Genomic DNA, 26694 nt, shown 5'->3' on the forward strand with positions numbered 1-26694 from the left:
CGCTCAGGAGGAGCCGGGCCGGTAGTCGCCGCCCAGGACGACCGAGACGTCGGCGCCGGAGGAGACCGTGCCCTTGGTCACGGACCCGGCGGGCAGGCCGAGGGTCTTGGCGACCTCGGCGGCGTCGGCCTTGTGGGAGACGTCGGCGTACGTGACCTTCGAGACGGCCTGCGCGCCGGAGGCGCTGCCGCCCTCCAGGAAGGTGAAGCCGCCGTTGAGGAGCACCACGCGGGCCTTCTCCGTGTCGTCCTTCACGCCGGTGGCGTTCTGGACGGAGACCCGGACCGCCGCGCCCGCGTCGGGGCTCTTGGCGGTGCCGCCGAGGATGTCCTTCACCACGCTGTCGCTGGTCCCCGCGCTGAGGGTGCCGTCGGACTGCACCGGGAGCAGGGCGCTCCGGTAGGCGCCGCCCTTGGCGAGGTCGGCGAGCTTGGCGAGGAAGGTGCCGAGGTCCTTGTCGGTGAGCGACGGGTCCAGGATCTGCGCGAGGGTCTGCACGGTGGTCGTGGCCGACGACGGGTCGGAGGACATCTTGCGCAGCACGCCCTGCATGACCTGGCCGAACCGCTGCAGCTGCGCGTTCTGGGACTCGCCGGCGGCGCGGTAGGTGGCGTAGGCGACGGCCATCTTGCCGCTGAGGGTCTGGGCGCTGCCCTTGTGGACGAGCGGCTCGGTGCCCTTCTTCTTGGTGTCCGGGTCGGGTACGTCGGTGTCGGTGTCGATCTCGATGTTGCCGACCAGGTCGACGAGGTTCTGCAGGTAGGGGGTGTCGAGGCGCCAGGTGCCCTGGATGCTGGTGCCGAGGACGGTGTCAAGCTGGTCGCGGGTGCCGGAGGAGCCGTCGTCGTCGACCGACTTGGCGAGGGTCGTGGTGGAGCCGTCGTCGTCGGTGAGCGCGAGGGAGTTGGGCAGCAGGACGGTGGTGCCCCGCTTGGTGGTGGTGTTGTCGACCAGCAGGGCCGTGGAGGTTCCGCCCTTGCCGGTGTTGTGCAGGTGGACGACGATCACGTCGCGCTTCTGGGCGGCCACGGGCGTGCCCGCGCCGGTGGTGCCGCCGGAGGAAGACAGACCGGGCAGCTTTCCGGCGTACCACAGGTAGCCGACGCCGCCGGCGGCGACGACGGCGAGGACGACGAGGAGGGCGATGATCCGGCTGCGGGCGCGGCGGCGGGCCTCCTCGCGGCGCTCGGTGCGGTTCTCGGTGAACTTCAGCCAGTCGATGACGTCCTCGGAGTCGCCGTCCGGCTCCTCGACGAAGGCGAACTGCTCGGTGTGGTAATCCGGTTCGCCCTCGTCCCCCGGCCGCTCGCTCCGCTCCGGGGCGTGGGTGCCGCCGGCGGCCGGGCCGGGCTGCTGCGGGATGTGGGCGGTCTGCTCGGCGACACGGGGCTGCTGTCCGCCGGTCGCGGCCTGCCCGTAGGGGTCGTGGCCGCCCGCGTTCCGGGTGCCGGTGCCGGTGCCGGTGCCGGTGCCGTAGGCGTCGTACGGGGCCTGGGAGCCGTACCCGTCGTACGCGGGCGGCTGCTGCCCGGGGCCGTACGGCTGCACCGGCGGCTGCTGGCCGGTGGCGTAGGGGTCGTAGCCGTAGCCCTGCTGCCGGCCGTACGGGTCGTAGGTCTGCTGCGGTGCCTGTTGTGCCGGGACCTGCCGGTACACGGGCTGCCCGTACTCGTCGTAGCCGACGAGTTCGTACGGGCCGGCGCCGTAGCCGGCGTCACCCGCGTCGTATCGGTCGTTCACCGGTGCCCCTCTCGGCTCACTCGCCGCGGTACAGCTCGCGCTTGTCGATGTAGCGCACGACTCCGTCCGGCACCATGTACCAGATGGGGTCTCCCTTGGCGACTCTCGCACGGCAGTCCGTGGAGGAGATGGCGAGGGCCGGCACCTCGACGAGCGAGACGCCGCCTTCCGGCAGGCCCGGGTCGGTCAGGTGGTGGCCGGGGCGGGTGACGCCGATGAAGTGCGCGAGGGAGAACAGTTCCGCGCTGTCGCGCCAGGTCAGCAGCTGGGCGAGGGCGTCGGCACCGGTGATGAAGAACAGGTCCGTGTCCGGATTGAGGGCGCGCAGGTCGCGCAGGGTGTCCACGGTGTAGGTGGGGCCGCCACGGTCGATGTCGATGCGGCTGACGGAGAACTGGGGGTTCTCGGCGGTCGCGATGACCGTCATCAGATAGCGGTCCTCGGCCGGGGAGACCTTGCGGTGGGACTTCTGCCACGGCTGGCCGGTGGGGACGAACACCACCTCGTCCAGCTGGAACTGTGCGGCGACCTCGCTGGCCGCCACGAGGTGCCCGTGGTGGATCGGGTCGAAGGTCCCGCCCATGACGCCCAGGCGCCGCTTGCCCGTGTGGACGGGGCCGTTGCCCGGTCCGTACTGCGGCCGCTTCACCGTGCCGTCGGCGTGCTCGTGCGCCGGACCGGTAGGCATGTCCTGCTCTCCCATGCGTGCAGACCCTACCGGCCCGGTCTCGGACGTCCGGCCGGGGACGGGGTCCAGGTCAGCGGTCGCGGTTGAAGCGGGTGGTGATCCACAGCAGGAGCAGCAGGATGCCGAGGGCGACACCGCCGGTGACGGCCGGGTTGAGGCTGTTGTGGTGGCCGCCCTCGGCTTCGGCGAGGGTGACCAGCTGGGTTGCGGCGCGGTGAAGGCTCATCTTCGGCAGGACCTAACGCGTGTGGGCGGGATAAAGATGTCGGCTCATCGTATGCGGGCGGCCTCGCAGCGATCACGCCGACTCCGCCGACGGCGGCGGCGGGCGGAACTTGTGCCGCTTCTCAGTCGTCTTTCCGCTTGTAGCCGCTGAGCAGGAACCAGGCGGTCAGTGCACAGCCCAGGAACATCACGATCAGGACGATGCGGAGCAGATTGCCCGAACCGTGCTGCTGGACGGCGCTCGCGGTGGCCTCGGTCAGCCAGGCGGCTGCGGGGTGGTGCTCCATGGCGTGGACTCCTTCGGCTGTACTGCCCGTCCACGGTATCTCCGCCTAGGCTGGGCCCTGCTTCGGGGGCACGGTGAGCACTCATACGCATGGGGGAAGACATGTCCGACGACGGCCGGCAGCACAACGGGCACGAGCGCGTGCCCAGCAGGCAGCGCAGGCGGTTCCCCGGGATCTCGTCGCGCGCGTACGAGCATCCGGCCGACCGGTCGGCCCTGGTGGCGCTGCGCAAGCTGAGCGGATTCGACACCGTTTTCAAGGCGCTCAGCGGGCTGCTGCCGGAGCGGAGCCTGAGACTGCTGTTCCTGTCCGACTCGGTGCGGGTCTCCGAGCGGCAGTTCCAGCACCTGCACGACATGCTGCTGGACGCCTGCTACATCCTGGACCTGGAGAAGGTCCCGCCGATGTACGTCACGCAGGACCCGCAGCCGAACGCGATGTGCATCGGCCTGGACGAGCCGATCATCGTGGTGACGACGGGGCTCGTGGAGCTGCTCGACGAGGAGGAGATGCGGGCGGTCGTGGGCCACGAGGTGGGTCACGCGCTGTCCGGCCACTCCGTCTACCGCACGATCCTGCTGTTCCTGACGACCATCGCGCTGAAGGTGGCCTGGATCCCGCTGGGCAACCTGGCGATCATGGCGCTCGTCACGGCGCTGCGGGAGTGGTTCCGCAAGTCGGAGCTGTCCGCGGACCGGGCGGGGCTGCTGGTGGGGCAGGACGTGCGGGCGTCGATGCGGGGCCTGATGAAGACAGCGGGCGGTAACCACCTGCACGAGATGAACGTGGACGCGTTCCTGGAGCAGGCCGAGGAGTACGAGTCCGGGGGCGATCTGCGCGACTCCGTGCTGAAGATCCTGAACGTGCTGCCGCGCTCGCACCCGTTCACCACCGTGCGGGCGGCCGAGCTGAAGAAGTGGGCCGAGTCCCGGGACTTCCAGCGGCTCATGGACGGCCACTACCCGCGGCGCAGCGAGGACAAGGACACCTCCGTCAGCGACTCCTTCCGGGAGTCCGCGGCCAGCTACGCGAGCGATGTGAAGGGTTCCAAGGACCCGCTGATGAAGCTGGTCACGGACCTCGCGGGCGGCGCGGGCGACCTGGGCGGCCGGGTGCGGCGCGGCTTCGACGGCTTCAAGAGCCCGCCTCCGGCGAAGGAGGGCCCGACGGACGCGGAGTAGAGCGGACCGGCGGCGGTACGGCACCCGCTGAGCCGGTCAGGGCGTTCCTGGGCTCGGCACCGCGGGGCTGTCCATCGCGGGCTCCGGCACCGCCGAATGCCACTGGGCTGAGCACCGTAGGGCGGCGTCGCGGGGCTGGACGCCACCCGACCCGGCATCGCCGGGCCGTTCGCCGCAGGGCCGCCCGTCGCGGGGCGTACCGCCGGATCCGGCCGCGCCCCACTCCGCCTCACCGCGCTGCGCGCCGCCGGACTGTGCGTCACAGGGCTCGGCCCCACCCGATCCGGCGCCACCGGATTCGGCACCGCAGACCCGGCATCGCGGGGCCCGGCACCACCGGATTCGGCCCAGCGGGCCGGGCGCTGCCCGGCTGACCGTCACGGGTTGGGCGCTGCCGTACCCCGGCTCCGCCCGCCCGCCGGCGTACGGTCCCCCTCCCGAGCGTCTTCCGGACGAGTTCCGTCAGCCCCGGCAACCCCTCCTCCCCCGGTTCCGTCCTAACCCCTCGGCTGAGCCGCAGTGGCCAGCGTTCCGCACAGGGCCGTCGGGCTGTCCGTGGCGTAGGGGTCCGTGCCCGCGGGGCCGCCTGCTCGGGGGGTCTGGCCTGCCAGGAGGGGGCGGAGGTAGGACGTGGAGTCCTCGGCGCAGGACAGCGGGCCCGCCTGGACGGAGGACGTGACCAGCTGGACCTGGTGGGTGCGCAGGTCGTCGCGGCTGAAGTGGAAGGTCAGCTCGCGGCGGACGGTGAAGAGGGAGACCGCCGCGTCCGCACCGGCGCCGGTGCGGCGCAGGGCGTAGACGAAGGTGTGGTCGGCGCTGACTTCCAGCGTGGCCGCGTCGCTCTCGGTGGCCCGGAGGTCGCCCTGGACGCGGATCCTGTCGTCGGCCAGCTGGGCACGGGAGGGGTCGAGGCGGACCAGCCAGCCGGTCGCGGCGTGCCGGCCGTCCGCCGCCGGGTGGTCGAAGCTCTGGTCGAACTGGTCCAGCTGGTCGGGGTCGAGCAGGGACCGGGCGGGCTCCGCCTGGCGGCCGGTGAGCACCTCGGGGTAGAGCGAGGAGCGGACGAGGTAGTCCTTGGCGGTGGTGAGCGCGGCCACGATCTGGCTCTCGGAGAAGTGGGCGGTGCTGCGGGAGGCCGGCAGCGGGATCCCCTCGGCGCCGATGTCGTAATGGGCGGCGGGGCTGTGCCGGTACAGGGTCTCGGCGTCGGCGCCGCCGGGCACCTTGCCCCGCGGGGCGAGCGGGATGACCGTCATCCGCAGGGGCTCCACGGGCCGCCGGGTCTGCGGGGAGCTGTAGGGGTGGCGGACGCCCATGTAGATCGCGGTGCCGAAGGCGATGGCGATCAGCAGGACGAGGACCAGGGCCTGCCGGGTGAGGCCCCGGTGCAGGGACGAGCGGCGGCGTACGGCGGGGGCGTGGTCGGCCATCCGCTCCCGGGCGGAGTACTCCTGCAGGCGGGCAGCACGGACGAACGATTCGTCGAAGACGACGGATCGGTACTCGTCCTCTGCACCGCCGGGGCCGCCCTCGGGTGTCCCCTCCGGTGGGTCTCCAGGCCCGCCCATACTTTCAGGGTAGGTCTCGGGCGCCTCGGGTAAACGCCGTGGTACACGACAAGTTCTGACAGGTTCTCACCAGGCGGCGCCCCCGGCGCTCAGGGGGAGCGCGGGATGGCCGAGGCGGCGGGCTGGGCCGGCTGGGAGTAGTCGGCGGAGACGGAGGGAGCCGCGGCGCTGCCCTGCTCCAGACCGGTGGAGGCGGGGGTCGGGACCCCGTCGCGGGTGCTGGAGGAGGTCCCCCGGTAGACGGCGGCGAACGCCAGGGCGACCATGCCGATGCCCATGACGACGGCGAGCACCCAGGCGACCGGGCGGTGCCAGCGGACCTGCTTGCCGTAGGAGCCGAAGGGGCCGTGGCGGTCGCCGAGGACGTAGGTGTCGTCCAGCTCGTCGTCGTCCGGATCTTGGCCGAATCCGGCGCCGTCCGGGCCGTAGGCGTCGTCGTAGCGCTCGCCCGCGGTGTGGGCGCGGCGGGCGGCCTCCGCCTCCGACGCCTCGGCTCTGGCCTGGGCGGCGGCCAGGAGGCGCTCGACGGCGGTCGGCTCATGGAAGGCGGCCGCCTGTACGAAGGCCTCGTCGAAGACCACGGAGGCGAACTCTTCGTCCGACACCCCGCGGTCGTGGTCGTCGTCGGGCTCCCAGCCGTCAGGGAACGGCGTGCCCCCCACGTCCTCCGGCACGCGTCCAGAGTAGTCCTGGGGGGTCAATTTGGGCAGACGGTAGGGAAATTCGTCTGACTGGTGAGACACCTTTCGGACGTCCCGGGGCAGCCCGGCGGGTCCGCCCGGCCGGGTGGACCTCAGCGGCGTACGTGCCCGTCGCCGGTGACGATGTACTTCGTGCTGGTCAGCTCCGGCAGGCCCATGGGGCCGCGGGCGTGCAGCTTCTGGGTGGAGATGCCGATCTCCGCGCCGAAGCCGAACTGGCCGCCGTCGGTGAACCGGGTGGAGGCGTTCACGGCGACGGTGGTGGAGTCGACCAGCTGGGTGAAGCGGCGGGCGGCCTGCTGGGAGGTGGTGACGATCGCCTCGGTGTGGCCGGAGGTCCACAGCCGGATGTGCTCGACGGCCTTGTCCAGCGAGTCCACCACCGCGGCGGCGATGTCGTAGGACAGGTACTCGGTCTCCCAGTCCTCGGCCACGGCCTCGACGACGGTCGCCTTGGAGTCCTTGGCGTAGGCCATGACCCGCTCGTCGGCGTGCACGGTGACGCCGGCCTCGGCGAGGGCGTCGAGGGCGCGGGGCAGGAACTCGGGGGCGATGTCCTGGTGGACGAGGAGGGTCTCGGCGGCGTTGCAGACGCTGACCCGGTGGGCCTTGGAGTTGATCAGGATGTCGACGGCCATGTCGATGTCGGCACGGGCGTCGACGTAGACGTGGCAGTTGCCGGTGCCGGTCTCGATGACGGGCACGGTCGACTCGTTCACGACCGTCTGGATCAGGGAGGCGCCGCCGCGCGGGATGAGGACGTCGACGAGGCCGCGGGCGCGCATCAGCTCGCGGACGGAGTCGCGGCTCTCGCCGGGCACCAGCTGGACGGCGTCGGCGGGCAGCCCGGCGCCGCCCACGGCGTCCCGGACGACCCGGACGAGGGCGGTGTTCGACTCGTAGGCGGAGGCGGAGCCGCGCAGCAGGACGGCGTTGCCGGACTTCAGGCAGAGGGCGGCGGCGTCGACGGTGACGTTCGGGCGGGCCTCGTAGATGATGCCGACGACGCCGAGCGGGACGCGGACCTGGCGCAGGTCGATGCCGTTGGGGAGGGTGGAGCCGCGGACCACCTCACCGACCGGGTCGGGCAGCTTGGCGACGTCGCGGACGTCGGAGGCGATGGCGCGGACCCGCTCGGGGGTGAGGGTGAGCCGGTCGACGATGGCCTCGCTGGTGCCGTTCTCCCGGGCCTTGGCCACGTCCTTGGCGTTGGCCTCGACGATCTCGGCGGTCCGTACTTCCAGGGCGTCGGCGACGGCGAGCAGCGCGTCGTCCTTCACGGCGCGCGGGAGCGGCGCGAGGTCGGCGGCGGCGGCCTTGGCCCGGTAGGCGGCCTGGGTGACCGGGGACATCGAGTCGTACGGCGAGAGCGTGGTCATGAGGGAAGGGTAGTGCGCCGGGCGGGCCGCCCACCGCTCGTCCCACAGCACGAGACGAGCCCCGGGGCGCGCGGACGGACGCTCGGACAGGTGCTCGGACCGACGCTCGGACAGGTGCTCGGACCGACGCTCGGACAGGTGCTCGGACCGACGCCCGGAACGGTGCTCGGGCGGCCGCTCAGAAGGGGTGCACGCCCACCGGGGTCGCCGGCGCGGGGCCGTATCCCGCGGCGATCCGCTGGTGGTAGGTCTCGCGGTCGATGACCTCCAGGCCGACGATCTCCCAGGGCGGCAGCCCGGCGCTCTGCCGGTGCTCGCCCCACAGGCGCAGGGCGACCGCGGCGGCGTCGTGCAGGTCGCGGGCCTCTTCCCAGTACCGGATCTCGGCGTGGTCGGTGGCGTATCTGCTGGTCAGCAGGAAGGGGTGGTCGTGGGCGAGCTGTTCCAGGGACCGCCGCAGGTCCGCGAGCGGGACCGTCTCCCCGGAGACGCTGAGGGTGACGTGCCACAGGCGGGGCAGATCCTGGGGTTCCTCGTAGGCGTCCCCGGCCGCGACACTCGTCAGAGCACCGCGGGACGCCGCCGTCCCAGGGCGCACTCGTCTCACGACGGCCTCCTTCACACACCGCTCGGGAACGTGTTCCTGAGTCACAGTTGAGCAGGCCCTATGGCTCCGTGGGGCGGTTTTACGGAACGTCCCCCACCGGGGGCCGCCGGCACGCCCCGTTTACGAGCGGTTTTGCGAGGTCACGCGTGCAGCAGAACCAGGTCGTCCCTGTGTACGACCTCGCGTTCGTACGCCGGGCCCAGTTCCCGCGCCAGCTCGTGGGTCGAGCGGCCGATGAGCCGGGGGATCTCCTTGGCGTCGAAGTTGACGAGTCCGCGGGCGACGGCGTGGCCCGTCGTGTCGCGCAGTTCGACCGGGTCGCCGGCGCTGAACTCGCCCTCGACGGCGGCGATTCCGGCGGGCAGCAGCGACGTGCGGCGCTTGACGACCGCGTCCACGGCCCCGTCGTCCAGGGTCAGGGCGCCCTGCGGGGTGGAGGCGTGCTGGAGCCAGAGCAGCCGGTCGGCGGAGCGCTTGCCGGTGGGGTGGAAGTAGGTGCCGGTGTCGCCGCCGGACAGTGCCTCGGCGGCGTGCACGGCGCTGGTCAGCACGACCGGGACGCCGGCGGCGGCGGCGATCCGGGCGGCCTCGACCTTGGTGACCATGCCGCCGGTGCCGACGCCGGCCTTGCCCGCGCTGCCGATCTCCACGCCGGCGAGGTCGGAGGTGTCCCGCACCTCCGCTATCCGGGAGGTGCCGGGCTTGCTCGGGTCGCCGTCGTAGACGCCGTCGACGTCGGAGAGGAGGACGAGGAGGTCGGCGTGGACGAGGTGGGCGACGAGGGCGGCGAGGCGGTCGTTGTCGCCGAAGCGGATCTCGTCGGTGGCGACGGTGTCGTTCTCGTTGACGATCGGGAACGCACCCATCGCGAGGAGCTTGTCGAGGGTGCGGGAGGCGTTGCGGTGGTGGGCGCGGCGGCTCATGTCGTCGGAGGTGAGCAGCACTTGGCCGACACGGACGCCGTAGCGGGCGAAGGAGGCGGTGTAGCGGGCGACGAGCAGGCCCTGGCCGACGCTGGCGGCGGCCTGCTGCCTGGCGAGGTCCTTGGGGCGGCGGCGCAGGCCCAGCGGCGCGAGCCCGGCGGCGATGGCACCGGAGGAGACGAGGACGATCTCCCGCTCTCCCCCGCCCACCCGTCTCCCGCCACCACCCTCAACGGAGGCCCTTCGGGCCGCCCACGCCTTCCGGCTCTTGGCGAGGACGTCGACCAGAGCGTCGACGCGGTCGGCGTCCAGGCCGCCCGCGGCGGTGGTCAGCGACGAGGAGCCGACCTTGACGACGATCCTGCGGGCCTCACCCACGGCCTGCCTTGCGCTTGCCACCTTGCCTGCTGTCCCCTCTGTGCCCGCGACCCCGTCCCCGCGTCCGCGTCCCGCGAGCGGTTCCGGCTGCCTTCCGGCAATCTACGCGAAGTGGATCGTGCGGCGCGCGCCGGTCCAGCCTCCGGACATGCGGGAACGGGCACGAGCGTAATGGTTTGCTCACGCGTTGCGTACGGCAAAAAGGTTGTACTGGTTGCCTATAGAAATTAAATCCCTGACAAACTTAACTTGACCATCGTGTCACCTACTGTTCGCCAGCCGAAGCGCATTCTGCTCAGATCGGGCAAGAGCCCGTACGACGTGCTGTCCGTGGAGGAGGCCCTCCACCAGGACGTCATCGCCACCAACTCGGGCAACCTCATCTTCCAGGACGCCGCGCACAAGATCCTGGAAACGCCGGACACCGAGGTCGTCTCGAACGGCGGACGGACCGAGGTGGCGGCTGCCGCGCGCATCAACGAGGAGTACGACGCGTTCGTCGTCCCGCTGGCGAACGCCTTCCGGCCGTCCTTCGAGACCGCGCTGCAGCGGCTGACCCGGCTCATCTCCCGGCTGCGGATCCCGGTCGTGGTGCTCGGCGTCGGCGCGCAGACCGGGGTGAGCTACGACCCGGCGCGGCTGAAGCGGATCGAGCCGACCGTGCGCGCGTTCTGCTCGGCGGTGCTGGAGCACAGCGCGTCGATCGGCGTGCGCGGTGAGTTCACCGAGCAGTACCTGCGGGACATGGGCTTCCGTGACGTGGAGGTCATCGGCTGCCCGTCGCTGTTCCTGTACGGCCGCGACCTCGACGTGCGCAAGCGGACGCCGGAGCTGACGGCCGGCTCGCGGATCGCGGTGAACGGCTCACACAGCGCGGTGCAGAAGCAGGGGCTGGGCACGGTGATCGGCCGGGCCCACGCGCAGTACCCGAACCTGCGGTTCATCGGCCAGAACCTGAGCGACGCACGACAGCTGCACTGGCGGGACCTGTCGGATCCCAACTCCCGGGTGACCGCGATGCCGACGCATCCGGACCACCCGATGTACCGGGAGGACAAGGTGCGGGTCTACGTCGACCCGATCACCTGGATCGACGACCTGCGCTCCTTCGACTTCTCCTTCGGCTCCCGCATCCACGGCAACATCGCCGCGCTGCTGGCGGGCACCCCCGCGACCGTGCTGTGCGGCGACTCGCGGACGCTGGAGCTGTGCCGCTACTTCGAGATCCCGCACCGGCGGCTGGACCAGGCCGTCAAGGACCCGGAGTCCGTCGGCCCGGCGCGGCTGTACGAGCAGGCGGACTTCGGCGGGCTCGTCGGCAACCACCTCGAGCGCTTCGAGCGGTTCATCGGCTTCCTGGACAAGAACGGACTGCAGAACACCTTCACGCACGGCGACGGCGGGGCCGCCTTCGAGCAGCGGATGCGCTCGCTGCCGTTCCCGCCGGGCGTCCGGCCGTGGAACGACACCGACCTCGCCTCGCTCAGCAGCCGGTTCGGCTGGCTGCACACCCGGGTCAGCGAACTGACCGAGGACAACGTCCAGTTGCGCAAGGACCTGGCGCGGGCCCGGAAGGCGCAGGGCGGCGTCCCGGCCCCTGCCGCCTCCGTCTACCGCCGCGCCCGCCGGGTGGTGGGGCGGCCGCTGCGCCGGGCCCTGCAGTCCGGCAAGCAGTAGGGCGTCAGGCCGCCGCCGCTCCCGCTCCCCCGCTCCGCAGCATCCTGCGCACCTTGCGCAGGGCCCGGCGCAGGAAGGAGTTGGCGGCGGCCTCGCGGTAGCCGGGGAAGGCCCGGGCCTCGCGGGGCTGGGCCAGGTAGACCTCGTCGGGGACGCCGGCCGCCGCGGCCCGGAAGTGCGGGTAGTCGAGGTAGACCCGGGTGCCGCGCTTCTCCAGGACGGCGTCGGGCTGCTTCTTCGCCTTGACGAACTCCACGACGTCCACGAGGAGTTCGGGCCGCTGCATGGCCACCAGGTGCAGTCGCAGCCGCTCGTGGACCCTCAGGCGCCGGGCCACTCCGGGCGTCCAGTAGGCGTCCATCAGCGGCTTGGCCAGCTCGAACTTGTGGCGCCGCACGTCCTCGCCGTCCTTCAGGAACTTGGGCCCGAACTGCGGCAGCAGGGTGATCAGGAAGGGCCGGACCATGAGGGTGTCGCGTTTGGCGCCGGCCGGCACCATGTCGGCGATCAGCTTCATCAGGGCGCGCGCGGAGTCGAAGCGGAGCGTGTAGCTGCCGGTCTTGGTCACGTGCTTGCCGTCGTCGCGGCCGACCAGGTAGTAGCAGGTGTGGTCGGCGAGCACGGAGACGCCGTCCGCCCGCAGGTAGGCCTCCATGGTGAAGAGGGCGTCCTCGCCGGTCCACAGCGACTCGTCGAACCGCATGCCGTGTCTGTCGAGCAGCTCCCGGCGGAACAGCTTCTGCGCGCTGAGCGTGAACTTGATGTTGGAGGAGAAGACGTCGGTCCGGCCGAGGGTCTTGCCCCACATGGACTTCGGCGGGGTGCGGTTGATGCCCTCGACCCGGCCGAGGACGACGTCCGTGCCGTTCTCGTCGGCCATGGCGACCATACGCTGAAGGGCCTCGGGCCCGAGCCGGTCGTCGGCGTCGAGGAAGAAGACGTAGCGGCCGGACGCCTTGGCGAGACCGACGTTGCGCGGGCCGCTGGGGCCGCCGGAGTTCTCCTGGCGGATCACGGTGACGTGCGCGGGGACGCGGGCCGCGAACTCCTCCAGGCACTCGCCGGTGCCGTCCGTGGATCCGTCGTCGACCGCGATGACCTCCAGGCGCGCCGGGTCGATGGTCTGCGCCTCGACGGATGCCAGGCATTCGACCAGGTACGGCATCGCTTCGTACGCCCCGATGATCACGGTCACATCAGGCTGCGTCACGCCGGTCACTCTTCCCCTCGGTCAACGGAAATTTCCCCCGTATCGCCTCAATCGCAACCTGTAAGACGGGTAACCGCTTGCGCCGGTTGCCTGAGGGCACGAAGCCCGTGGTTCACGTCACAGGGTTCCCCGTCGACGGCGGACGCCACCGGACAGTACGCGGGGGCGGTAAGAGACGCTCACCCCCAGAGCGTGCCCGCGGTAAGACCGGACGGTAAGAATCCTGAAACGGGACCGTGAGAGAAGCACGGGAAAGGGCCCGGCCCCGGGGAGTCTCCCGGGGCCGGGCCCTTGTCGAGGCGGTCCGTGCGGTCAGCCCGCGTTCACGCCGTCCGTCTCTCCGGCGGTCGCCGTGCGCTGGCCGGGCAGCGCGTTGGTCAGCTCGGCGGCCTCGGCGGGGTCCGCGTTCGCGGCGCCCAGCCGGGCCTCCTGGCCGACGTTGCGGGCCTCGGCCTTGAGGGCCAGGCCGGCCACGGCGCCGTTGAACTGGTCGATGGACGTCGGCTCGTCCGGGCCGAGCAGGTAGCGCTTCAGCTCCTTGCGGTCGTCCCTCAGCGGGTCGCCGGACGGGTCGCGCACGGCGTCCAGCAGCCCGCCCAGCTCGGCCGCGTCGTTGGACAGGATCACCGCGGCGCGCACGGCGGTGTTCTGCCGCTTGAACTCCTCGTGGCCCATCTCGCCGGAGTCGGTGACCGCGTACGGCTTGCCGCTCGCGATGAAGTCGGAGACCACGGAGGAGATGTCGGAGACCATCGCGTCGGAGACGTTGAAGCAGTCGTACAGACGCGGCTCGGCGCCGGTGATGACACGGTGCTCGTACGACGGGAAGGAGCCCCAGTAGGCGGTGTTCCACTCGGCGCGCAGCCGGGCGACCTCCTCGTGCCGGGCCACGTCGACGATGCCGTCACGGGTGGCCTCGGCCTCGTCGCCCTTGTCGCCGCCGGTGCCGGACAGCTGGGCGAGGCGGGCCTCGATCCGGGCCAGCTCGGCCTTGGCCCGGTCCTGGGCGGCGGAGTCGGGGGTGAAGCGGGTCTCGGCGGCGCGCTCGGCGGCGGCCTTCTCGACCAGGGCGGTGATCCGCTTGTGGGCGGCGCCCGCCTCCTTGCTGACCGTGCCGGTGAACGGGTGCGGCTTGTACAGGACGCGAACCGGCGGGTCGGCCTTGACCAGCTTCTTCACGATGTTCTCGCCGGCGAGCACGATGGAGGTGTTGCCGGGGTTGCCGTCCCAGCCCTCCCAGGTCGGGGCGTAGAGCACGGTGGGGACGCGGCCGTCGGGCACGCCCTGCCAGGACTGGATGGGCGCGAGCTGCGGGCGGCCGACCTCCACGATGTCGTCGTCGCGGACACCGACGTCGGCGATCGCGTAGCGGTCGCGGCCCGCGCGGCCGGCGGTCCACACCTCGTCGTACACCTTGCTGTACGGGTTGACGCTGGCGAGCTTGTCGCTGTCGCCGTGGCCGATGAAGACGTGCTTCATGGTGGGCACGCGCAGCAGGTGGATGTTCTTGCCGACGTTCGCCGCGTACAGGGCCACCCGCACGGCCGACAGGTCCAGGTTCATCAGGTGCACCCCTCCGGGCACGCAGATGACGGGGACGGTGGTGGGCGCGAGGTTGTTCAGGATGGCGCGCTCGCGCAGGATGATCAGGGGCCGGGTGTTCAGCTGCTCCATCGTCTCCAGCCACATGTTGACCTGGTACGCGGAGTCCTTGGAGCCGGAGAAGTAGAGCACGGTCTCCGGCTTGTAGCCGGCCAGCCAGTCGTCGAGGGCGGCGAGGACGACGTCGGCCCTCGGCGGGATCTTCCCGCTCCGGACGTACGGCACGAGTCCGAGCACGTAGAGGACGCCGAGGGCGGCGGTGAGCCCGATGCCGACGAAGCCGGCGACGGAGGAGCCCACCTGCGCGGAGACCAGGATGCCGACGACCGCGAACAGGTCGAGGTGCAGCATCTTCTCCGCGGAGCGGTGCAGCAGCCGGCGCGGCGGGGCGTCCGGGATGCGGATGCGGGACTGCAGGTCGATGTTGCGGGTGGCGACCGGCATCCGGCGGCGGTTGCGGATGAGGGTGACCAGGGCGCCGTGCGGGGCCTGGAGGCCGTAGAAGGCGATGAAGCAGGCGACCGTGCCGTAGAAGATCAGGTCGTTCGCGTGGGACAGGCGGGCGAGCAGCAGGATCAGCAGGAACTGCCGGATCAGGAAGCGGATCGACAGACCGGCCCGGACCTTGCTGAGGCGGTTGATCAGGTAGCTGCCCTTGCGGTGCAGATAGTGGTCCGCCAGGTACGTCACGGCGGCCGCGGCCGCGAAGGCGGGAACGCTCGGGACGAGCGCGGCCAGCATGAGCGCCGGGAAGCCCAGGATCATGAGGGCCGCCGCGGCCAGCTCGGCCGCGCTGCCCACCCGGGCGACGCGAATAGCGGTGGATATCACGGAGAAACCTGCTCTGGGAGGGGGAGTGCCGGTTTTGTTGGGTAATGCCGGGCGTATCCGGGTTTTTGCGAGGTGTACGGATTCAGGCCTCTGCAAATACCCGGTGAACGGGTACCCACAGAGGCCTGAATTTCGAAAGCTTAATTACTTCCGATTATTACACGCCATCCTGACGGTCCAGCACCGAGGCCAGCGCCTGCTCGAAGCCGGAGGCCTTGGCGGCACCGGCGGTCGGGTCCTGCTGGCGGACGTCGATGACGTGACCGGTCAGCTCCGACAGCAGCACGTCCAGGGAGGTGCGGGCCACGGCCTCGGAGGAGAGCAGGCTGCCCGCGGGCTCCTGCCCGAAGGCCTTGGTGCGCATCGGGGTGGCGGTGCGCTCGGGGTTGATGCAGTTGACGCGGATGCCGTCGCCCGCCCACTCGTCCGACAGCGCCTGGGTGAGGTTCACCATGGCGGCCTTGGTGGAGGAGTAGAGGGAGTACTCGGCACGGCCGCGGGTGTAGCTGCTGGAGGTGTAGAGCAGCAGCTGGCCGCCCGTCTCGGCGAGGTACTTGTAGCTGGAACGGGCGATCTGCACCGGGGCCAGGTAGTTGACCTTCAGCGCCTCTTCGATGGTGGCGTTGTCGGTCTCGGCGAGCTTGCCGATGCGCAGCACGCCCGCGGTGTTGACGACGTAGTCGATCCGGCCGGTCTCCGCGTACGCCTTGGACAGCGCGTCGTCGACCTCCTCCGGGTTCTCCACGTGGGTGCCGGTGGTGGAGCGGCCCAGCGCGTAGACCTTCGCGCCGTAGGACTCGGCGAGTTCGGCGATGTCCTGGCCGATGCCGTAGGAGCCGCCGAAGATGACCACCGTCTTGCCGGTCAGCAGCTCGCGGTAGGCCTCCTCGCCGTTCTGCTCCGGGGCGGCCGTCGAGGCCAGCTGGAACAGCTTGTCGGCGATGAAGACGTCGACCGGCTGGGTCACCTTCATGTTGTACTCGTCACCCGCGACGACGTGGATCGGCACGTCCGGCAGGTACTTGAGGACCACCGAGCAGTCGTCCGTCGCCTGGAAGTTGGGGTCGCCGGCGGCGACCTCGTAGGCGCGGCGGATCGTGGACAGCTTGAAGGCCTGCGGGGTCTGGCCGCGGCGCAGCCGGGAGCGGTCCGGGATCTCGGTGATGAACTCGCCGTCCTCGCCGTGCGTGCGCGTGACGATGATGGTGTCCGCGGACGGGATGGCGACGTCGACGGCCTGGTAGCGCTCCAGCGCGGTCACGCAGTCGTCGATGACGCGCTGCGAGAGCAGCGGGCGCACGGCGTCGTGGAAGAGGACGTTGCGGTCCTCGCCCTCGGCCAGGCCCTCGCCGAGGGCGGAGATGGCGCGCTCGGTGGTCTCGTTGCGGGTCGAGCCGCCCTCGATGATCTTCTTGACCTTGGTGAACCCGGCCTTGGCGACGATCTTCTCGATGTCCGGCACGTAGCCCGGCGCCATCAGCACGATGATGTCGTCGATCGAGTCGGCGTTCTCGAAGGTGGTCAGGGTGTGCTCGATGACTGCCTTGCCGGCGATCTTCAGCAGCTGCTTGGGGATCGACAGACCCACCCGCTGACCGGTGCCACCGGCCAGGATCACTGCGGTGGTACGGGGCTTGGCTATGTGCTGGGACACAGGCTGACCTACCTTGCGGCGACAGGGAACCGTGAAATGGTCCCACTCTGGGTAAGCGCAGTGCAAGGTGAGCGACATCCCATGCATATGTGAGCGCAACCTGTCATTCACCTGGCACACCTGGTGATTGGGCGCGGGTCCCGTGAACCCCCGTGAATTTGCTGTGAGTAAGTCCACAGGTGGGACGGGGGGTGTCTCCGGTGCCGTCACGGCAAGCCCCCGCCCCCGGCCCCGTCCGGCGCGGGGCCCACTCCGCAGCCGGCGCCGAGGGGGTGGGAACGCCGGGAATACCGCCTCCCCGGGGGTCCATTGCCGCGGAATTCCACATCAAGATTCCGCAGCATTTTGATCTCGGCCGGAGTAAGAGACCGATTCCCCGGGTCCGGGGCGTTCACCGCGCGGTCGTGATCCCCGCCGGCGGCGAAAGCCTCACACGAGCCGGACGCCGGGCTCGTCCGGCTCCACCCGCAGCCGGGCCAGGGTGCTCGCCGTGGCCTGCGGCGCGGTGACCGTGTCGACGACCCTCACCCGGGCGTCGATGCCGTCGCCGTCGATGTCGAAGAGGTGGTAGCCGCGGTGGGCGTCGATCAGCTTCCAGTGCGGGTTGTCCGCCTTCAGCGGGTCCCACTCGGCGTGGAAGGCGGCCTGGTCCTGGTCGCCGCCGCTGGAGATGGAGGTGCCGACGAACTCGGCGCCGACGACATCGGAGCCGGGGTCGGCGAAGTCCTCCTTCAGGTCGCTGATCATCGTCAGGTGCCGGTCGCCGCTGAGCACGACCGGGTTGCGGACGTCGGCGAACTCCTCCAGCAGGGCGTTCCGTTCGACCTGGTAGCCGTCCCAGGCGTCGTAGTACCAGAGCTTGCCGTCGCCGGGCAGCAGATCCGTCTCGGCCATCATGATCTGCGAGGCGATCAGGTTCCAGCGGGCCGGGGAGTCGCGCAGCCCGTCGAGCAGCCACCGCTTCTGCCCGGCGCCGAGCATGGTCGCCGACGGCGACTCGGCACCCTCCTGGCCGGTCGCCTGGTCGCTGCGGAACTGCCGGGTGTCCAGGACGTTGAGCCGCGCCAGCCGGCCGAACTCCAGGCGCCGGTACATCTGGATGTGCGGGCCCGTGGGGATCGCGGAGGCACGGACCGGCATGTGCTCGTAGTACGCCTGGAAGGCCGCGGTCAGCCGGGCCACGAACGCGTCGTGCGACTGCTTGTCCGGGTCCTGGGGGACCTCGCCGGCCCAGTCGTTGTCCACCTCGTGGTCGTCGAAGGTGACCACCCAGGGCGCGCTCGCGTGCATGGCGGCCAGGTCGGGGTCGGTGCGGTACTGGGCGTACCGGTTGCGGTACTGCACCAGGCTGTACGGCTCGCCCTTGCCCTCGTGCCGGCGCACCGCCGTCGCGGACGGGGCGGACTCGTAGATGTAGTCGCCGACGAAGAGGACGACGTCGGGGTCCTGGGCGCGCATGTCGGCGTAGGGCGTGAAGTAGCCGTGCTGCCAGTTCTGGCAGGAGGCGAGGGCCACGCGCAGCGAGCCGCCGCGCCGGTGCGGGTGCGGTGCGGTGCGGGTGCGGCCGGTGGGCGAGAGCCGGCCGTCGGCCCGGAAGCGGTACCAGTACGGGCGGTCCGGGCGCAGGCCGCGGACGTCCACGTGGACGCTGTGGCCGAGATCGGGGCGGGCCTGGGCGACGCCCCGGCGGACGGTCCGCTGGAACCGCTCGTCCTCGGCCAGCTCCCACTCCACGGTGTACACCGCGTCGGGCATGCCGCCGCCGTTCAGCGGATCCGGCGCGAGTCTCGTCCACAGCACGATGCCGTCGGGCAGCGGGTCGCCCGAGGCGACGCCGAGGGTGAACACCTCGTCCGGGAGCGGGGTGCCGGCCGCGCGGGCGATGCCCGGCAGCCACAGCTGGGCGGAGGCCGCGGCGCCGAGGACGGCGGCACCGGCGGTCAGAAGGCGGCGTCGGTCGGGCGATGCGGTCATTCGCTGACTCCCTTGCCACGGTGGCCTCTTCGGACTCTGGGAAGCTCCCACGGCCGGACGGTCCGCCTGCTGAACGAAACCAATCACGAGCGTGACAAATGGGCAGACAGCGAGAGATCCGTTGCGGCACGGGAAAACCCTCGCGCCACAACGGATCTGACGGTAGTTCAGAACGCGCCGCGGGCCGGCGGCCGACAGGCGACCTGATCGGGGTACGGGTCGGCCCAGGAGCCGAACAGGGGTTCAGGAACCGAAGGAGTAACCCAGCTGGGCGCCGGTGGCCACCGTGCCGAGGGTGCTGCTCGCGAAGCTGAACGAGCCGCTCGGGGTGATCCCCGCGGAGCCGCCGCGCAGCACCCACACCGCCCCGGCCTTGCTGTTCTCCCCCGGTGCGCCGACGGCCAGATCGGCCCGCCCGTCGCCGCCTGCGTCGACCAGCCGGACGGCCGTGCCGAACGCGTCCCCGCTCTCGCCGGCCCCGGGCACACCCGCGGTGTCCTGGTCGAACGCCTTCGCGCCACTGCCCGTCGGACCGGCCGCGGTGCCGCGCAGGATGACGACCCGGCCACCGCCGCTCGTACCGGGCACGCCCACCGCGACGTCCGCGTAGCCGTCGCCGTCGATGTCCGCGACCGACACGGAGGTGCCGAACCCGGACCACGGCTTGGCGGTGCCCGGGACGCCGGCGCTGTCCTGGTTGAGGATCACGGCCTTCGTCCCGTCGGGACCGTTCGCGGTGCCCGGGATCCAGGCGATCCGGCCGCCCTTGGCGAGCGGGGTGTCCACGTCGCTGTCGGCGCCCTCGACGGCCCGGCCCACCACGAGGTCGGCGTAGCCGTCCCGGTTCACGTCCCCGACGGCGAGGTGCTCGCCGCCCTCCAGTCCGTAGGGACTGGTGCCGCGCACCATCGTGTACGGCGTGAGCCCGGTGTGCGTGCCCGTCCAGTACACGACGCGGCGCGCGTCCCACTCGTCGCCGTCGTTCTTGGTGGCGGCGATGTCGGTGATGCCGTCGCCGTTGAGGTCACCCGCGGCCAGGTCCAGGTAGCGGCTGTCGAACTGGTCCTGGACCAGCTGACCGGCCTGTCCCGTCGAGCCGTCGCGGCGGAACGGCCCGTTCAGCACCCGCAGGTCGTGCGCGTTCTCCACGGTGACGACGTCGGGCGCGCCGTTGCCGTCGACGTCCCCGACGGTCAGGTGTCCCCGGTCGCCGAACCCGTCGTACGCCTTCCCGCCGGCCAGGGTCGCGCCGCCGGACAGCCCCTTCGGACCGCCCCAGATCACCTCGACGGTCCCGGCGTCGGTGCCGGCCGTGGTGTCCTCGCCGCCCGCTCCGACGACCAGGTCGGCGTAGCCGTCCCGGTCCAGGTCGGCGGTGGCGACCGCGCTGCCGAACCGGTCGTCGGCCTCGGCGCTGCCCGGCACCCCGGCGCTGTTCTGGCTGAAGACCTGCTTGGTCGAGGTCTTCAGCCCGCTCGCCGAGCCGTAGAGGACGGCGACGTAGCCGGCGCCCTTCTTGCCGCTCACGGTCGCCGAGGGCGCGGCGACGGCGAGGTCGGCGTAGCCGTCGCCGTTGAAGTCGTCGTGCAGGTGCTTGCCGCTGAGGGCGGTGGCCGGGGCCGCGGCGAGGGCGGCGGGGGCCGCGAGGGCACCGGCGGCGAGGGCGATGCCGGTGGCGATCGCGAGGGAGCGCCGGCGGAAGGGGCGGGACAGGGGCACGTCGGCTCCGGGAGTCAGAGAGAGGTGTGCGACGCGGCGAGGTGCAAGATCCTCTCCGCGTCGCACGGTACGACTCACCGGGAAGGGCCGGGGTTGCCCTCACCGCCGCCTCTGATTTTCCCGACGTTCATTTTTACGGTTTCCCGGTTCTCCGGTGCCGGGAGACTCGGCTCGCCGGTCCTGCGGAGCGCGTCCTCACTCGAAGGGGTCGAAGTCGTCGTACTCGCGCAGGGACTCGTCCCGCTCGGCCTGCTTGTCCCGGCGGCGCTGGGCCGCGGGCCGCGGCTCCTCGAAGCGGTGGTCCTCGCCCCGGCGGCCGAGCATCTCCGCACCGGCCATGACGGTCGGCTCCCAGTCGAAGACGACCGCGTTCTCCTCCGGGCCGATGGCGACGGCGTCGCCGGCCCGGGCGCCCGCCTTCATCAACCGCTCCTCGATGCCGAGGCGGTTGAGGCGGTCGGCGAGGTAGCCGACGGCCTCGTCGTTGTTGAAGTCGGTCTGGCGCACCCAGCGCTCCGGCTTCTCGCCGCGCACCCGGAACAGCGGCTCGCCGCCGATGTCCTCGCGGACGACGGTGAAGCCCGCGTCGTCCACGGCCTTGGGCCGGATGACGATCCGGGTCGCCTCCTCCTTCGGCTTGGCCGCACGCGCCTTGGCGACCAGGTCACCGAGCGCGAAGGACAGCTCCCTGAGACCGATGTGGGCGACGGCCGACACCTCGAAGACGCGGTAGCCACGGGCCTCCAGGTCGGGGCGGACCATCTCGGCGAGGTCCTTGCCGTCGGGCACGTCGACCTTGTTCAGGACGATCATCCGGGGGCGGTTGTCGAGGCCGCCGTACTCGCGCAGTTCCGCCTCGATGATGTCCAGGTCGGAGAGCGGGTCGCGGTCGGACTCCAGGGTCGCGGTGTCCAGCACGTGCACCAGCACGCTGCACCGCTCCACGTGCCGCAGGAACTCCAGGCCCAGGCCCTTGCCCTGGCTGGCACCCGGGATCAGACCGGGCACGTCGGCGATGGTGTACACGGTGGAACCGGCGGTCACCACGCCCAGGTTGGGCACGAGCGTCGTGAACGGGTAGTCCGCGATCTTCGGCTTGGCCGCGCTGAGCACGGAGATCAGCGAGGACTTGCCGGCGCTCGGGTAGCCGACCAGCGCCACGTCGGCGACGGTCTTCAGCTCCAGGACGATGTCCTGCAGTTCACCGGGCACGCCGAGCAGCGCGAAACCGGGCGCCTTGCGGCGGGCGGAGGCCAGCGCCGCGTTGCCAAGGCCGCCCCGGCCGCCCTGCGCGGCGACGTACGACGTCCCGTGGCCGACCAGGTCGGCGAGCACGTTGCCCGCCTTGTCCAGCACGACCGTCCCGTCCGGCACCGTCAGGACCAGGTCCTCGCCGTCTTTGCCGGAGCGGTTGCCGCCCTCGCCGGGCTTGCCGTTGGTGGCCTTGCGGTGCGGCGAGTGGTGGTAGTCGAGCAGCGTGGTGACCGACTGGTCGACGGTCAGGATGATGTCGCCGCCCCGGCCGCCGTTGCCGCCGTCCGGGCCGCCGAGCGGCTTGAACTTCTCACGGTGGACGGAGGCACAGCCGTGGCCCCCGTTACCCGCGGCGACGTGCAGCTCGACGCGGTCCACGAAGGTGGTCATGGTTCAGTGCCTCCAGGGAAGTACGGGTTTGTCCTTGCTCAACACGCGAAAGGCGGACCTGCCTTCCCGACTGGGAAGTGAGGTCCGCCTCGCGAAAAAACGTTCGGTCGTAAGCCTTGGATCAGGCGACCGGAACGATGTTCACGACCTTGCGGCCACGGTGGGTGCCGAACTGCACCGAACCGGCCTGCAGCGCGAACAGCGTGTCGTCGCCGCCGCGGCCGACGCCCGCGCCCGGGTGGAAGTGGGTGCCACGCTGACGGACCAGGATCTCACCCGCGTTGACGACCTGACCGCCGAAGCGCTTCACGCCGAGCCGCTGGGCATTGGAGTCGCGACCGTTCCGGGTGGACGATGCGCCCTTCTTGTGTGCCATGTCTCCTCAGTCCTTACTTCGCAGCCGCGGGGATCGCGGTGACCTTGATCGCCGTGTACTGCTGGCGGTGGCCCTGACGACGACGGTAGCCGGTCTTGTTCTTGTAGCGCAGAATGTCGATCTTCTGGCCCTTGTGGTGGTCCACGACCTCGGCCTGGACCTTGATGCCGGCCAGCACCCACGGGTCGCTGGTCACAGCGTCGCCGTCGACAACGAGCAGGGTCGAGAGCTCGACCGTGTCGCCAACCTTGGCAGTGGAAATCTTGTCAACCTCAACGATGTCGCCGACAGCAACCTTGTGCTGGCGACCACCGCTGCGCACGATGGCGTACACGCGGATCTCTCTTTCGCTCGAGAACGGCACCCCCGCAGGCCAGCCGCCCAAAACGTCATGGGCGACCTCTCCCGGCCCGCCTTGCGCCCAGGAGGAAGAGGTTTACGGGGATGTGGCGTGCTCAGTGCGCACGCCGACGGTCAAGGTTACGGGGCCACGGCCGAAGGGGTCAAACCGGGCCCCGCGGCTGTGGGGCCGGTCACGCGGACCGGCCCCACACCCCGGGCGTCAGCCCTCGTCTCCGGCGGTGGCGACCGTGGTGGTCTTCTTCGCCGTCGTCTTCGCGGCGGCCGTCTTGGCGGTCTTGGCCGCCTTCTTGGCCGTCGTCTTCTTGGCGGCCGCCTTCTTGGCCACCGTCTTCTTCGTGGCGGCCTTCTTCGCCGTGGCCTTCTTGGCGGTCTTGCGGGCCGCCTTCTTGGCCGGAGCCGTCGCCTCGGCGACCTCCTCGGCCGTCACCTCGCCGGTGGCGGGAGCCTCGGCGGCCGGCGCCTCGGCGGCGGCCTCCGGCGTGGCCGACGGGACGACCACGACGGCCGTCTCCTCGGCGGCGGCCGGCGCGGTGGCCTTGCGCACGGCGCGCCGGCGCGGGCGGGCCGGGGCCGCGCTCTCGGCGGGCGCCGGTGCCTCCTCGGCGGCCACCGGGGCCGGCGGCTCCTCGACGGGGGCCTCGGCGGCGTGCTCGGCGACGGTCACCACGGCCGCCTCGGCGCCCACGGGGGAACCGGCCGGCGCGGACACCTTCCGGGTCGCCCGACGGCGCGTACGGCCCTTGGGCGCGGCCTCCTCGACGGCCGGTGCCTCGGCCTGCGGCGCCGGGACCACCTGGTCCTCGGCGGCGGCGGGCTCGGCGAGGGCCTCGGCGGCCGGCTCCGGCCGCACGGGGCGCGCGGCCGCCTGCTCGGCGGTGACGTCCTGCGCGGTCGGAACCTCGACGGCCTGCTCGGCCTCGGCCTCCGCGGCCTTGCGGGTGCCGGCCTTCTCGGCCTTCGGCGCGCCCGCCGGTGCCGACGCGCGACGGCTCGCCCGGCGGCGCGAACGGCCACGGGTGGCCGCCGCCTCCGCCTCGGCGACGCTGCTGTACAGCTCCTCGTCCGGCGCGAAGTCGGGCGCGGGCAGCGCGACGGGCTCGGCGAGTGCGGCGGCCACCTCGACGGCGGTCTCCGTCTCGGGCTCGACGGCCTCACCGGTCTCGACGGCCACGGCGGCGGTCTCGTGCACGTGCTCGTGCACGTCACCACCACGGCCGCGCTTCTTGCGCTTGCCGCCGCCCCCGTTCGCGGACGGCTGCTCCAGGTGCACGATGACACCGCGGCCGTTGCAGTGGACGCAGGTCTCGGAGAAGGACTCCAGCAGACCCTGGCCGACCCGCTTGCGGGTCATCTGCACCAGGCCCAGCGAGGTCACCTCGGCCACCTGGTGCTTCGTGCGGTCGCGGCCCAGGCACTCCAGCAGGCGGCGCAGCACCAGGTCGCGGTTGGACTCCAGGACCATGTCGATGAAGTCGATCACGATGATGCCGCCGAGGTCGCGCAGCCGCAGCTGGCGCACGATCTCCTCGGCCGCCTCCAGGTTGTTCCTGGTGACCGTCTCCTCCAGGTTGCCGCCCTGGCCGGTGAACTTGCCGGTGTTGACGTCGACGACGACCATCGCCTCGGTCCGGTCGATCACCAGCGAACCGCCGCTGGGCAGCCAGACCTTGCGGTCCAGCGCCTTGGCGAGCTGCTCGTCGATCCGGTACGTGGCGAAGACGTCGACCTCGGAGGTCCACCTCGACAGCCGCTCGGCCAGGTCCGGGGCGACGTGCGAGACGTACCCGTGGATGGTCGACCAGGCGTCGTCGCCGCTGACGACGACCTTGGAGAAGTCCTCGTTGAAGATGTCGCGCACGACCCGGACGGTCATGTCCGGCTCGCCGTACAGCAGCGTGGGCGCGTTGCCGTTCTTGGCCTTCTTCTGGATGTCCTCCCACTGCGCCTGCAGCCGCTCGACGTCCCGGCGCAGCTCATCCTCGCTCGCGCCCTCGGCGGCGGTGCGCACGATGACGCCCGCGTCCTCGGGGACGATCTTCTTGAGGATGGTCTTCAGCCGGGCCCGCTCGGTGTCGGGCAGCTTGCGGCTGATGCCGGTCATCGAGCCCTCGGGGACGTACACGAGGTAGCGGCCCGGCAGCGAGACCTGGCTGGTCAGACGCGCGCCCTTGTGCCCGATCGGGTCCTTCGTCACCTGCACGAGCACGGACTGCCCGGACTTCAGGGCGGACTCGATGCGGCGCGGGCCGTTGGCCATGCCCAGCGCCTCGAAGTTGACCTCACCGGCGTAGAGCACCGCGTTGCGGCCCTTGCCGATGTCGATGAAGGCGGCCTCCATCGACGGCAGCACGTTCTGGACCTTGCCCAGGTAGACGTTGCCGACGTACGAGGTCGACTGCTCCTTGTTGACGTAGTGCTCGACGAGCACGTCGTCCTCGAGCACACCGATCTGCGTGCGCTCGCCGTGCTGGCGGACGACCATCACGCGCTCGACGGCCTCGCGGCGGGCCAGGAACTCGGCCTCGGTGATGATCGGGACGCGGCGGCGGCCCTGCTCACGGCCTTCCCGGCGGCGCTGCTTCTTCGCCTCCAGACGGGTCGAGCCCTTGATGGACTGCACCTCGTCGGACGGCTCGCTCGGCTTGCGCGGCTCGCGGACCTTGACGACCGTGCGCTCCGGGTCGTCGGTGGACGGCTCGCCCTCGCCGGCGGTGTCACCGGCCCGGCGGCGGCGCCGGCGGCGGCGACGGCTGCCGGCGCTGGAGGAGGCGGAGTCGTCCCGGTCCTCCTCGACGTCCTCTTCCTCCTGCTCGGCGGTGTCCTCGGCGTCCTGCGCGGCCTGCTCGGCGGCCAGCTCGTCGGCCTCGCCGTCCGCGCCCTCACCGTCGGCGGCGTCACCGCGGCGGCGGCGACGGCCGCCACGCCGGCGACGGCGGCGCGAACCGGACTCCTCGTAGCCGTCGGCACCCTCGGTCTCGTCGCCGTCCTCGCCGTCGGCGAGCTCCTCGGCGGGCTCGGCGGCCTCCTCGGCCTCCGGCTCCTCGTCCTCGGCGGCGGTCCCGGCGGGGCGCGTCTCCTCCGGGGCAGCGCCCCGGCGGCGACGGCGGCGGCGCGAGCCGGTCTCGGCACGCTCCTCCGCGGCCTCCGCGGCTTCCTCGGGCTCCTCCGTGTCGGCGGCCTCGGCGGCGGCCGCGGCGGCGGCGCGCTCCGGGGTCTGGAACTTCGGCTCGGCGAACACCGGCGCCTGGAAGACGGCGACGGCGGGCCGCTTGGGCCGGCGCGGCGCCTCGGCCTCCTCGGCCTCGCCCGGGGCGGGCTTCGCGGACCGGGCGGTCTGCGCGGGCTCGGCGAAGCCGGACGCGGCGCGCACGGCCCGGCGGCGGGAACGGCGGGGCGCCTCGGCCTCGGCGGGGGCCTGCGGAGCCTCGGCGGCGGGCTCGGTGGCGGACGCGGGCTCGGTGGTGTGCTGGTTGACGGGAACCTCCGGGGTCTGCGCGCCCGTGCCGGACTCGGCGGCGGGAGCGGCCTCGGCCTCGACGGCGGGTGCGGCCTCGGCGGGCGCGGACACCCGGCGCGTGGCCCGGCGACGGGTACGGCGCGGAGCGGCCTCCTCCTCGGCACCGCTCACCTCACCGGGGGCGGCGGCCTCGACGGCGGGCGCCTCGGCGGCGGCGGCCGGAGCCTGCGCGCCGACGGCCTCGGCCACCTCGGTGGCCTCGGGCGCACCGGCCGGCGCGGACGCACGACGGGTCGCACGACGACGCGGACGAGCAGCCGAAGCAGCCTCCTCGACAACGGCAGGGGCCTCGACCGGAGCAGCGGCCTCCTCCACCTCGGCCGGAACGGCAGCGGCAGCAGCCACGGCCTCGGCCGCCTCGGGCGCACCGGCCGGCGCGGACGCACGACGGGTCGCACGACGACGCGGACGAGCAGCCGAAGCAGCCTCCTCGACAACGGCAGGGGCCTC

General features: G+C 71.9%; 20 protein-coding genes. 2 read left to right on the top strand and 18 right to left on the bottom strand.

Going from position 1 to position 26694, the window contains the following annotated elements; all coding sequences use genetic code 11:
• Nucleotides 1–3 precede the first annotated feature (3 nt).
• The 4 genes from AB0N17_RS13735 to AB0N17_RS13750 all read right to left on the bottom strand — a co-directional run bounded on the left by AB0N17_RS13735 (nt 4) and on the right by AB0N17_RS13750 (nt 2940).
• Nucleotides 4–1740, bottom strand: a complete 1737-nt coding sequence (locus AB0N17_RS13735; RefSeq protein WP_366011458.1) for a LytR C-terminal domain-containing protein — start codon at nt 1738–1740, stop codon at nt 4–6.
• A gap of 16 nt (nt 1741–1756) precedes the next feature.
• Nucleotides 1757–2443, bottom strand: a complete 687-nt coding sequence (gene nadD, locus AB0N17_RS13740) for a nicotinate-nucleotide adenylyltransferase (RefSeq protein WP_366011460.1) — start codon at nt 2441–2443, stop codon at nt 1757–1759.
• 55 nt (nt 2444–2498) lie between these two features.
• Nucleotides 2499–2654 (bottom strand): hypothetical protein, encoded by a 156-nt coding sequence (locus AB0N17_RS13745; RefSeq protein WP_366011462.1) that lies wholly within the window; start codon nt 2652–2654, stop codon nt 2499–2501.
• Between the two features lie 121 nt (nt 2655–2775).
• Entirely contained in the window at nt 2776–2940 is a 165-nt protein-coding gene (locus tag AB0N17_RS13750; protein ID WP_366011463.1) for a hypothetical protein, read from the bottom strand.
• A gap of 101 nt (nt 2941–3041) precedes the next feature.
• Between AB0N17_RS13750 and AB0N17_RS13755 the strand changes: the two genes are divergently transcribed.
• Complete coding sequence (locus AB0N17_RS13755; RefSeq protein ID WP_366011464.1) at nt 3042–4121, top strand: M48 family metallopeptidase; 1080 nt, start codon at nt 3042–3044, stop codon at nt 4119–4121.
• Between the two features lie 497 nt (nt 4122–4618).
• Here the strand turns inward: AB0N17_RS13755 and AB0N17_RS13760 are convergent, their stop codons facing one another.
• From AB0N17_RS13760 to proB, 5 genes are all read right to left on the bottom strand, one after another.
• Nucleotides 4619–5689, bottom strand: a complete 1071-nt coding sequence (locus tag AB0N17_RS13760; protein ID WP_366011465.1) for a hypothetical protein — start codon at nt 5687–5689, stop codon at nt 4619–4621.
• Nucleotides 5690–5778: 89 nt separating this feature from the next.
• Nucleotides 5779–6390 carry a hypothetical protein gene (locus AB0N17_RS13765; protein WP_366011466.1) on the bottom strand — a complete coding sequence of 204 codons (612 nt, stop codon included), beginning with the start codon at nt 6388–6390 and terminating at the stop codon, nt 5779–5781.
• Nucleotides 6391–6482: 92 nt separating this feature from the next.
• Nucleotides 6483–7769 carry a glutamate-5-semialdehyde dehydrogenase gene (locus AB0N17_RS13770; RefSeq protein WP_366011467.1) on the bottom strand — a complete coding sequence of 429 codons (1287 nt, stop codon included), beginning with the start codon at nt 7767–7769 and terminating at the stop codon, nt 6483–6485.
• Between the two features lie 178 nt (nt 7770–7947).
• Complete coding sequence (locus AB0N17_RS13775) at nt 7948–8376, bottom strand: hypothetical protein (RefSeq protein WP_366011468.1); 429 nt, start codon at nt 8374–8376, stop codon at nt 7948–7950.
• Nucleotides 8377–8516: 140 nt separating this feature from the next.
• Nucleotides 8517–9677 carry a glutamate 5-kinase gene (proB, locus tag AB0N17_RS13780; protein WP_366011485.1) on the bottom strand — a complete coding sequence of 387 codons (1161 nt, stop codon included), beginning with the start codon at nt 9675–9677 and terminating at the stop codon, nt 8517–8519.
• Between the two features lie 258 nt (nt 9678–9935).
• Between proB and AB0N17_RS13785 the strand changes: the two genes are divergently transcribed.
• Nucleotides 9936–11354: a polysaccharide pyruvyl transferase family protein gene (locus tag AB0N17_RS13785; RefSeq protein WP_366011469.1), complete on the top strand. Its 1419-nt coding sequence runs from the start codon at nt 9936–9938 to the stop codon at nt 11352–11354.
• 4 nt (nt 11355–11358) lie between these two features.
• Here the strand turns inward: AB0N17_RS13785 and AB0N17_RS13790 are convergent, their stop codons facing one another.
• The 9 genes from AB0N17_RS13790 to AB0N17_RS13830 form a co-directional block, all read right to left on the bottom strand.
• A complete protein-coding gene (locus AB0N17_RS13790; RefSeq protein ID WP_366011486.1) occupies nt 11359–12519 on the bottom strand; it encodes a glycosyltransferase in 1161 nt (386 codons plus the stop codon).
• Between the two features lie 357 nt (nt 12520–12876).
• Entirely contained in the window at nt 12877–14997 is a 2121-nt protein-coding gene (locus tag AB0N17_RS13795; RefSeq protein ID WP_366011470.1) for a hypothetical protein, read from the bottom strand.
• Nucleotides 14998–15154: 157 nt separating this feature from the next.
• The gene (locus AB0N17_RS13800; protein WP_366011471.1) at nt 15155–16651 is read right to left on the bottom strand and encodes a bifunctional cytidylyltransferase/SDR family oxidoreductase; all 1497 of its coding nucleotides are present in this window, start codon (nt 16649–16651) and stop codon (nt 15155–15157) included.
• 429 nt (nt 16652–17080) lie between these two features.
• Nucleotides 17081–18625, bottom strand: a complete 1545-nt coding sequence (locus AB0N17_RS13805; RefSeq protein WP_366011472.1) for an alkaline phosphatase D family protein — start codon at nt 18623–18625, stop codon at nt 17081–17083.
• Between the two features lie 243 nt (nt 18626–18868).
• Nucleotides 18869–20344, bottom strand: a complete 1476-nt coding sequence (locus AB0N17_RS13810) for an FG-GAP-like repeat-containing protein (protein WP_366011474.1) — start codon at nt 20342–20344, stop codon at nt 18869–18871.
• A gap of 195 nt (nt 20345–20539) precedes the next feature.
• Nucleotides 20540–21988, bottom strand: a complete 1449-nt coding sequence (gene obgE / locus AB0N17_RS13815) for a GTPase ObgE (protein WP_366011476.1) — start codon at nt 21986–21988, stop codon at nt 20540–20542.
• Between the two features lie 121 nt (nt 21989–22109).
• Complete coding sequence (gene rpmA, locus AB0N17_RS13820) at nt 22110–22364, bottom strand: 50S ribosomal protein L27 (protein ID WP_010041940.1); 255 nt, start codon at nt 22362–22364, stop codon at nt 22110–22112.
• 13 nt (nt 22365–22377) lie between these two features.
• Nucleotides 22378–22698 (bottom strand): 50S ribosomal protein L21, encoded by a 321-nt coding sequence (gene rplU / locus AB0N17_RS13825; protein ID WP_100826193.1) that lies wholly within the window; start codon nt 22696–22698, stop codon nt 22378–22380.
• Between the two features lie 228 nt (nt 22699–22926).
• Nucleotides 22927–26694 (bottom strand): Rne/Rng family ribonuclease (locus tag AB0N17_RS13830; protein ID WP_366011477.1); only part of this gene is annotated, 3768 nt, incomplete at its 5' end.

The organism is Streptomyces sp. NPDC051133 (genome assembly GCF_040682635.1).
Taxonomy (GTDB): Bacteria; Actinomycetota; Actinomycetes; order Streptomycetales; family Streptomycetaceae; genus Streptomyces.

What these genes read in the sequence shown, in the direction of transcription:
- nadD (WP_366011460.1), bottom strand. Translation starts at nt 2,443, where the DNA reads ATGGGAGAGCAGGACATGCCTACCGGTCCGGCGCACGAGCACGCCGAC.
- AB0N17_RS13745 (WP_366011462.1), bottom strand. Translation starts at nt 2,654, where the DNA reads ATGAGCCTTCACCGCGCCGCAACCCAGCTGGTCACCCTCGCCGAAGCC.
- AB0N17_RS13750 (WP_366011463.1), bottom strand. Translation starts at nt 2,940, where the DNA reads ATGGAGCACCACCCCGCAGCCGCCTGGCTGACCGAGGCCACCGCGAGC.
- AB0N17_RS13755 (WP_366011464.1), top strand. Translation starts at nt 3,042, where the DNA reads ATGTCCGACGACGGCCGGCAGCACAACGGGCACGAGCGCGTGCCCAGC.
- AB0N17_RS13760 (WP_366011465.1), bottom strand. Translation starts at nt 5,689, where the DNA reads ATGGGCGGGCCTGGAGACCCACCGGAGGGGACACCCGAGGGCGGCCCC.
- AB0N17_RS13770 (WP_366011467.1), bottom strand. Translation starts at nt 7,769, where the DNA reads ATGACCACGCTCTCGCCGTACGACTCGATGTCCCCGGTCACCCAGGCC.
- AB0N17_RS13790 (WP_366011486.1), bottom strand. Translation starts at nt 12,519, where the DNA reads ATGCCGTACCTGGTCGAATGCCTGGCATCCGTCGAGGCGCAGACCATC.
- AB0N17_RS13805 (WP_366011472.1), bottom strand. Translation starts at nt 18,625, where the DNA reads ATGACCGCATCGCCCGACCGACGCCGCCTTCTGACCGCCGGTGCCGCC.
- obgE (WP_366011476.1), bottom strand. Translation starts at nt 21,988, where the DNA reads ATGACCACCTTCGTGGACCGCGTCGAGCTGCACGTCGCCGCGGGTAAC.
- rpmA (WP_010041940.1), bottom strand. Translation starts at nt 22,364, where the DNA reads ATGGCACACAAGAAGGGCGCATCGTCCACCCGGAACGGTCGCGACTCC.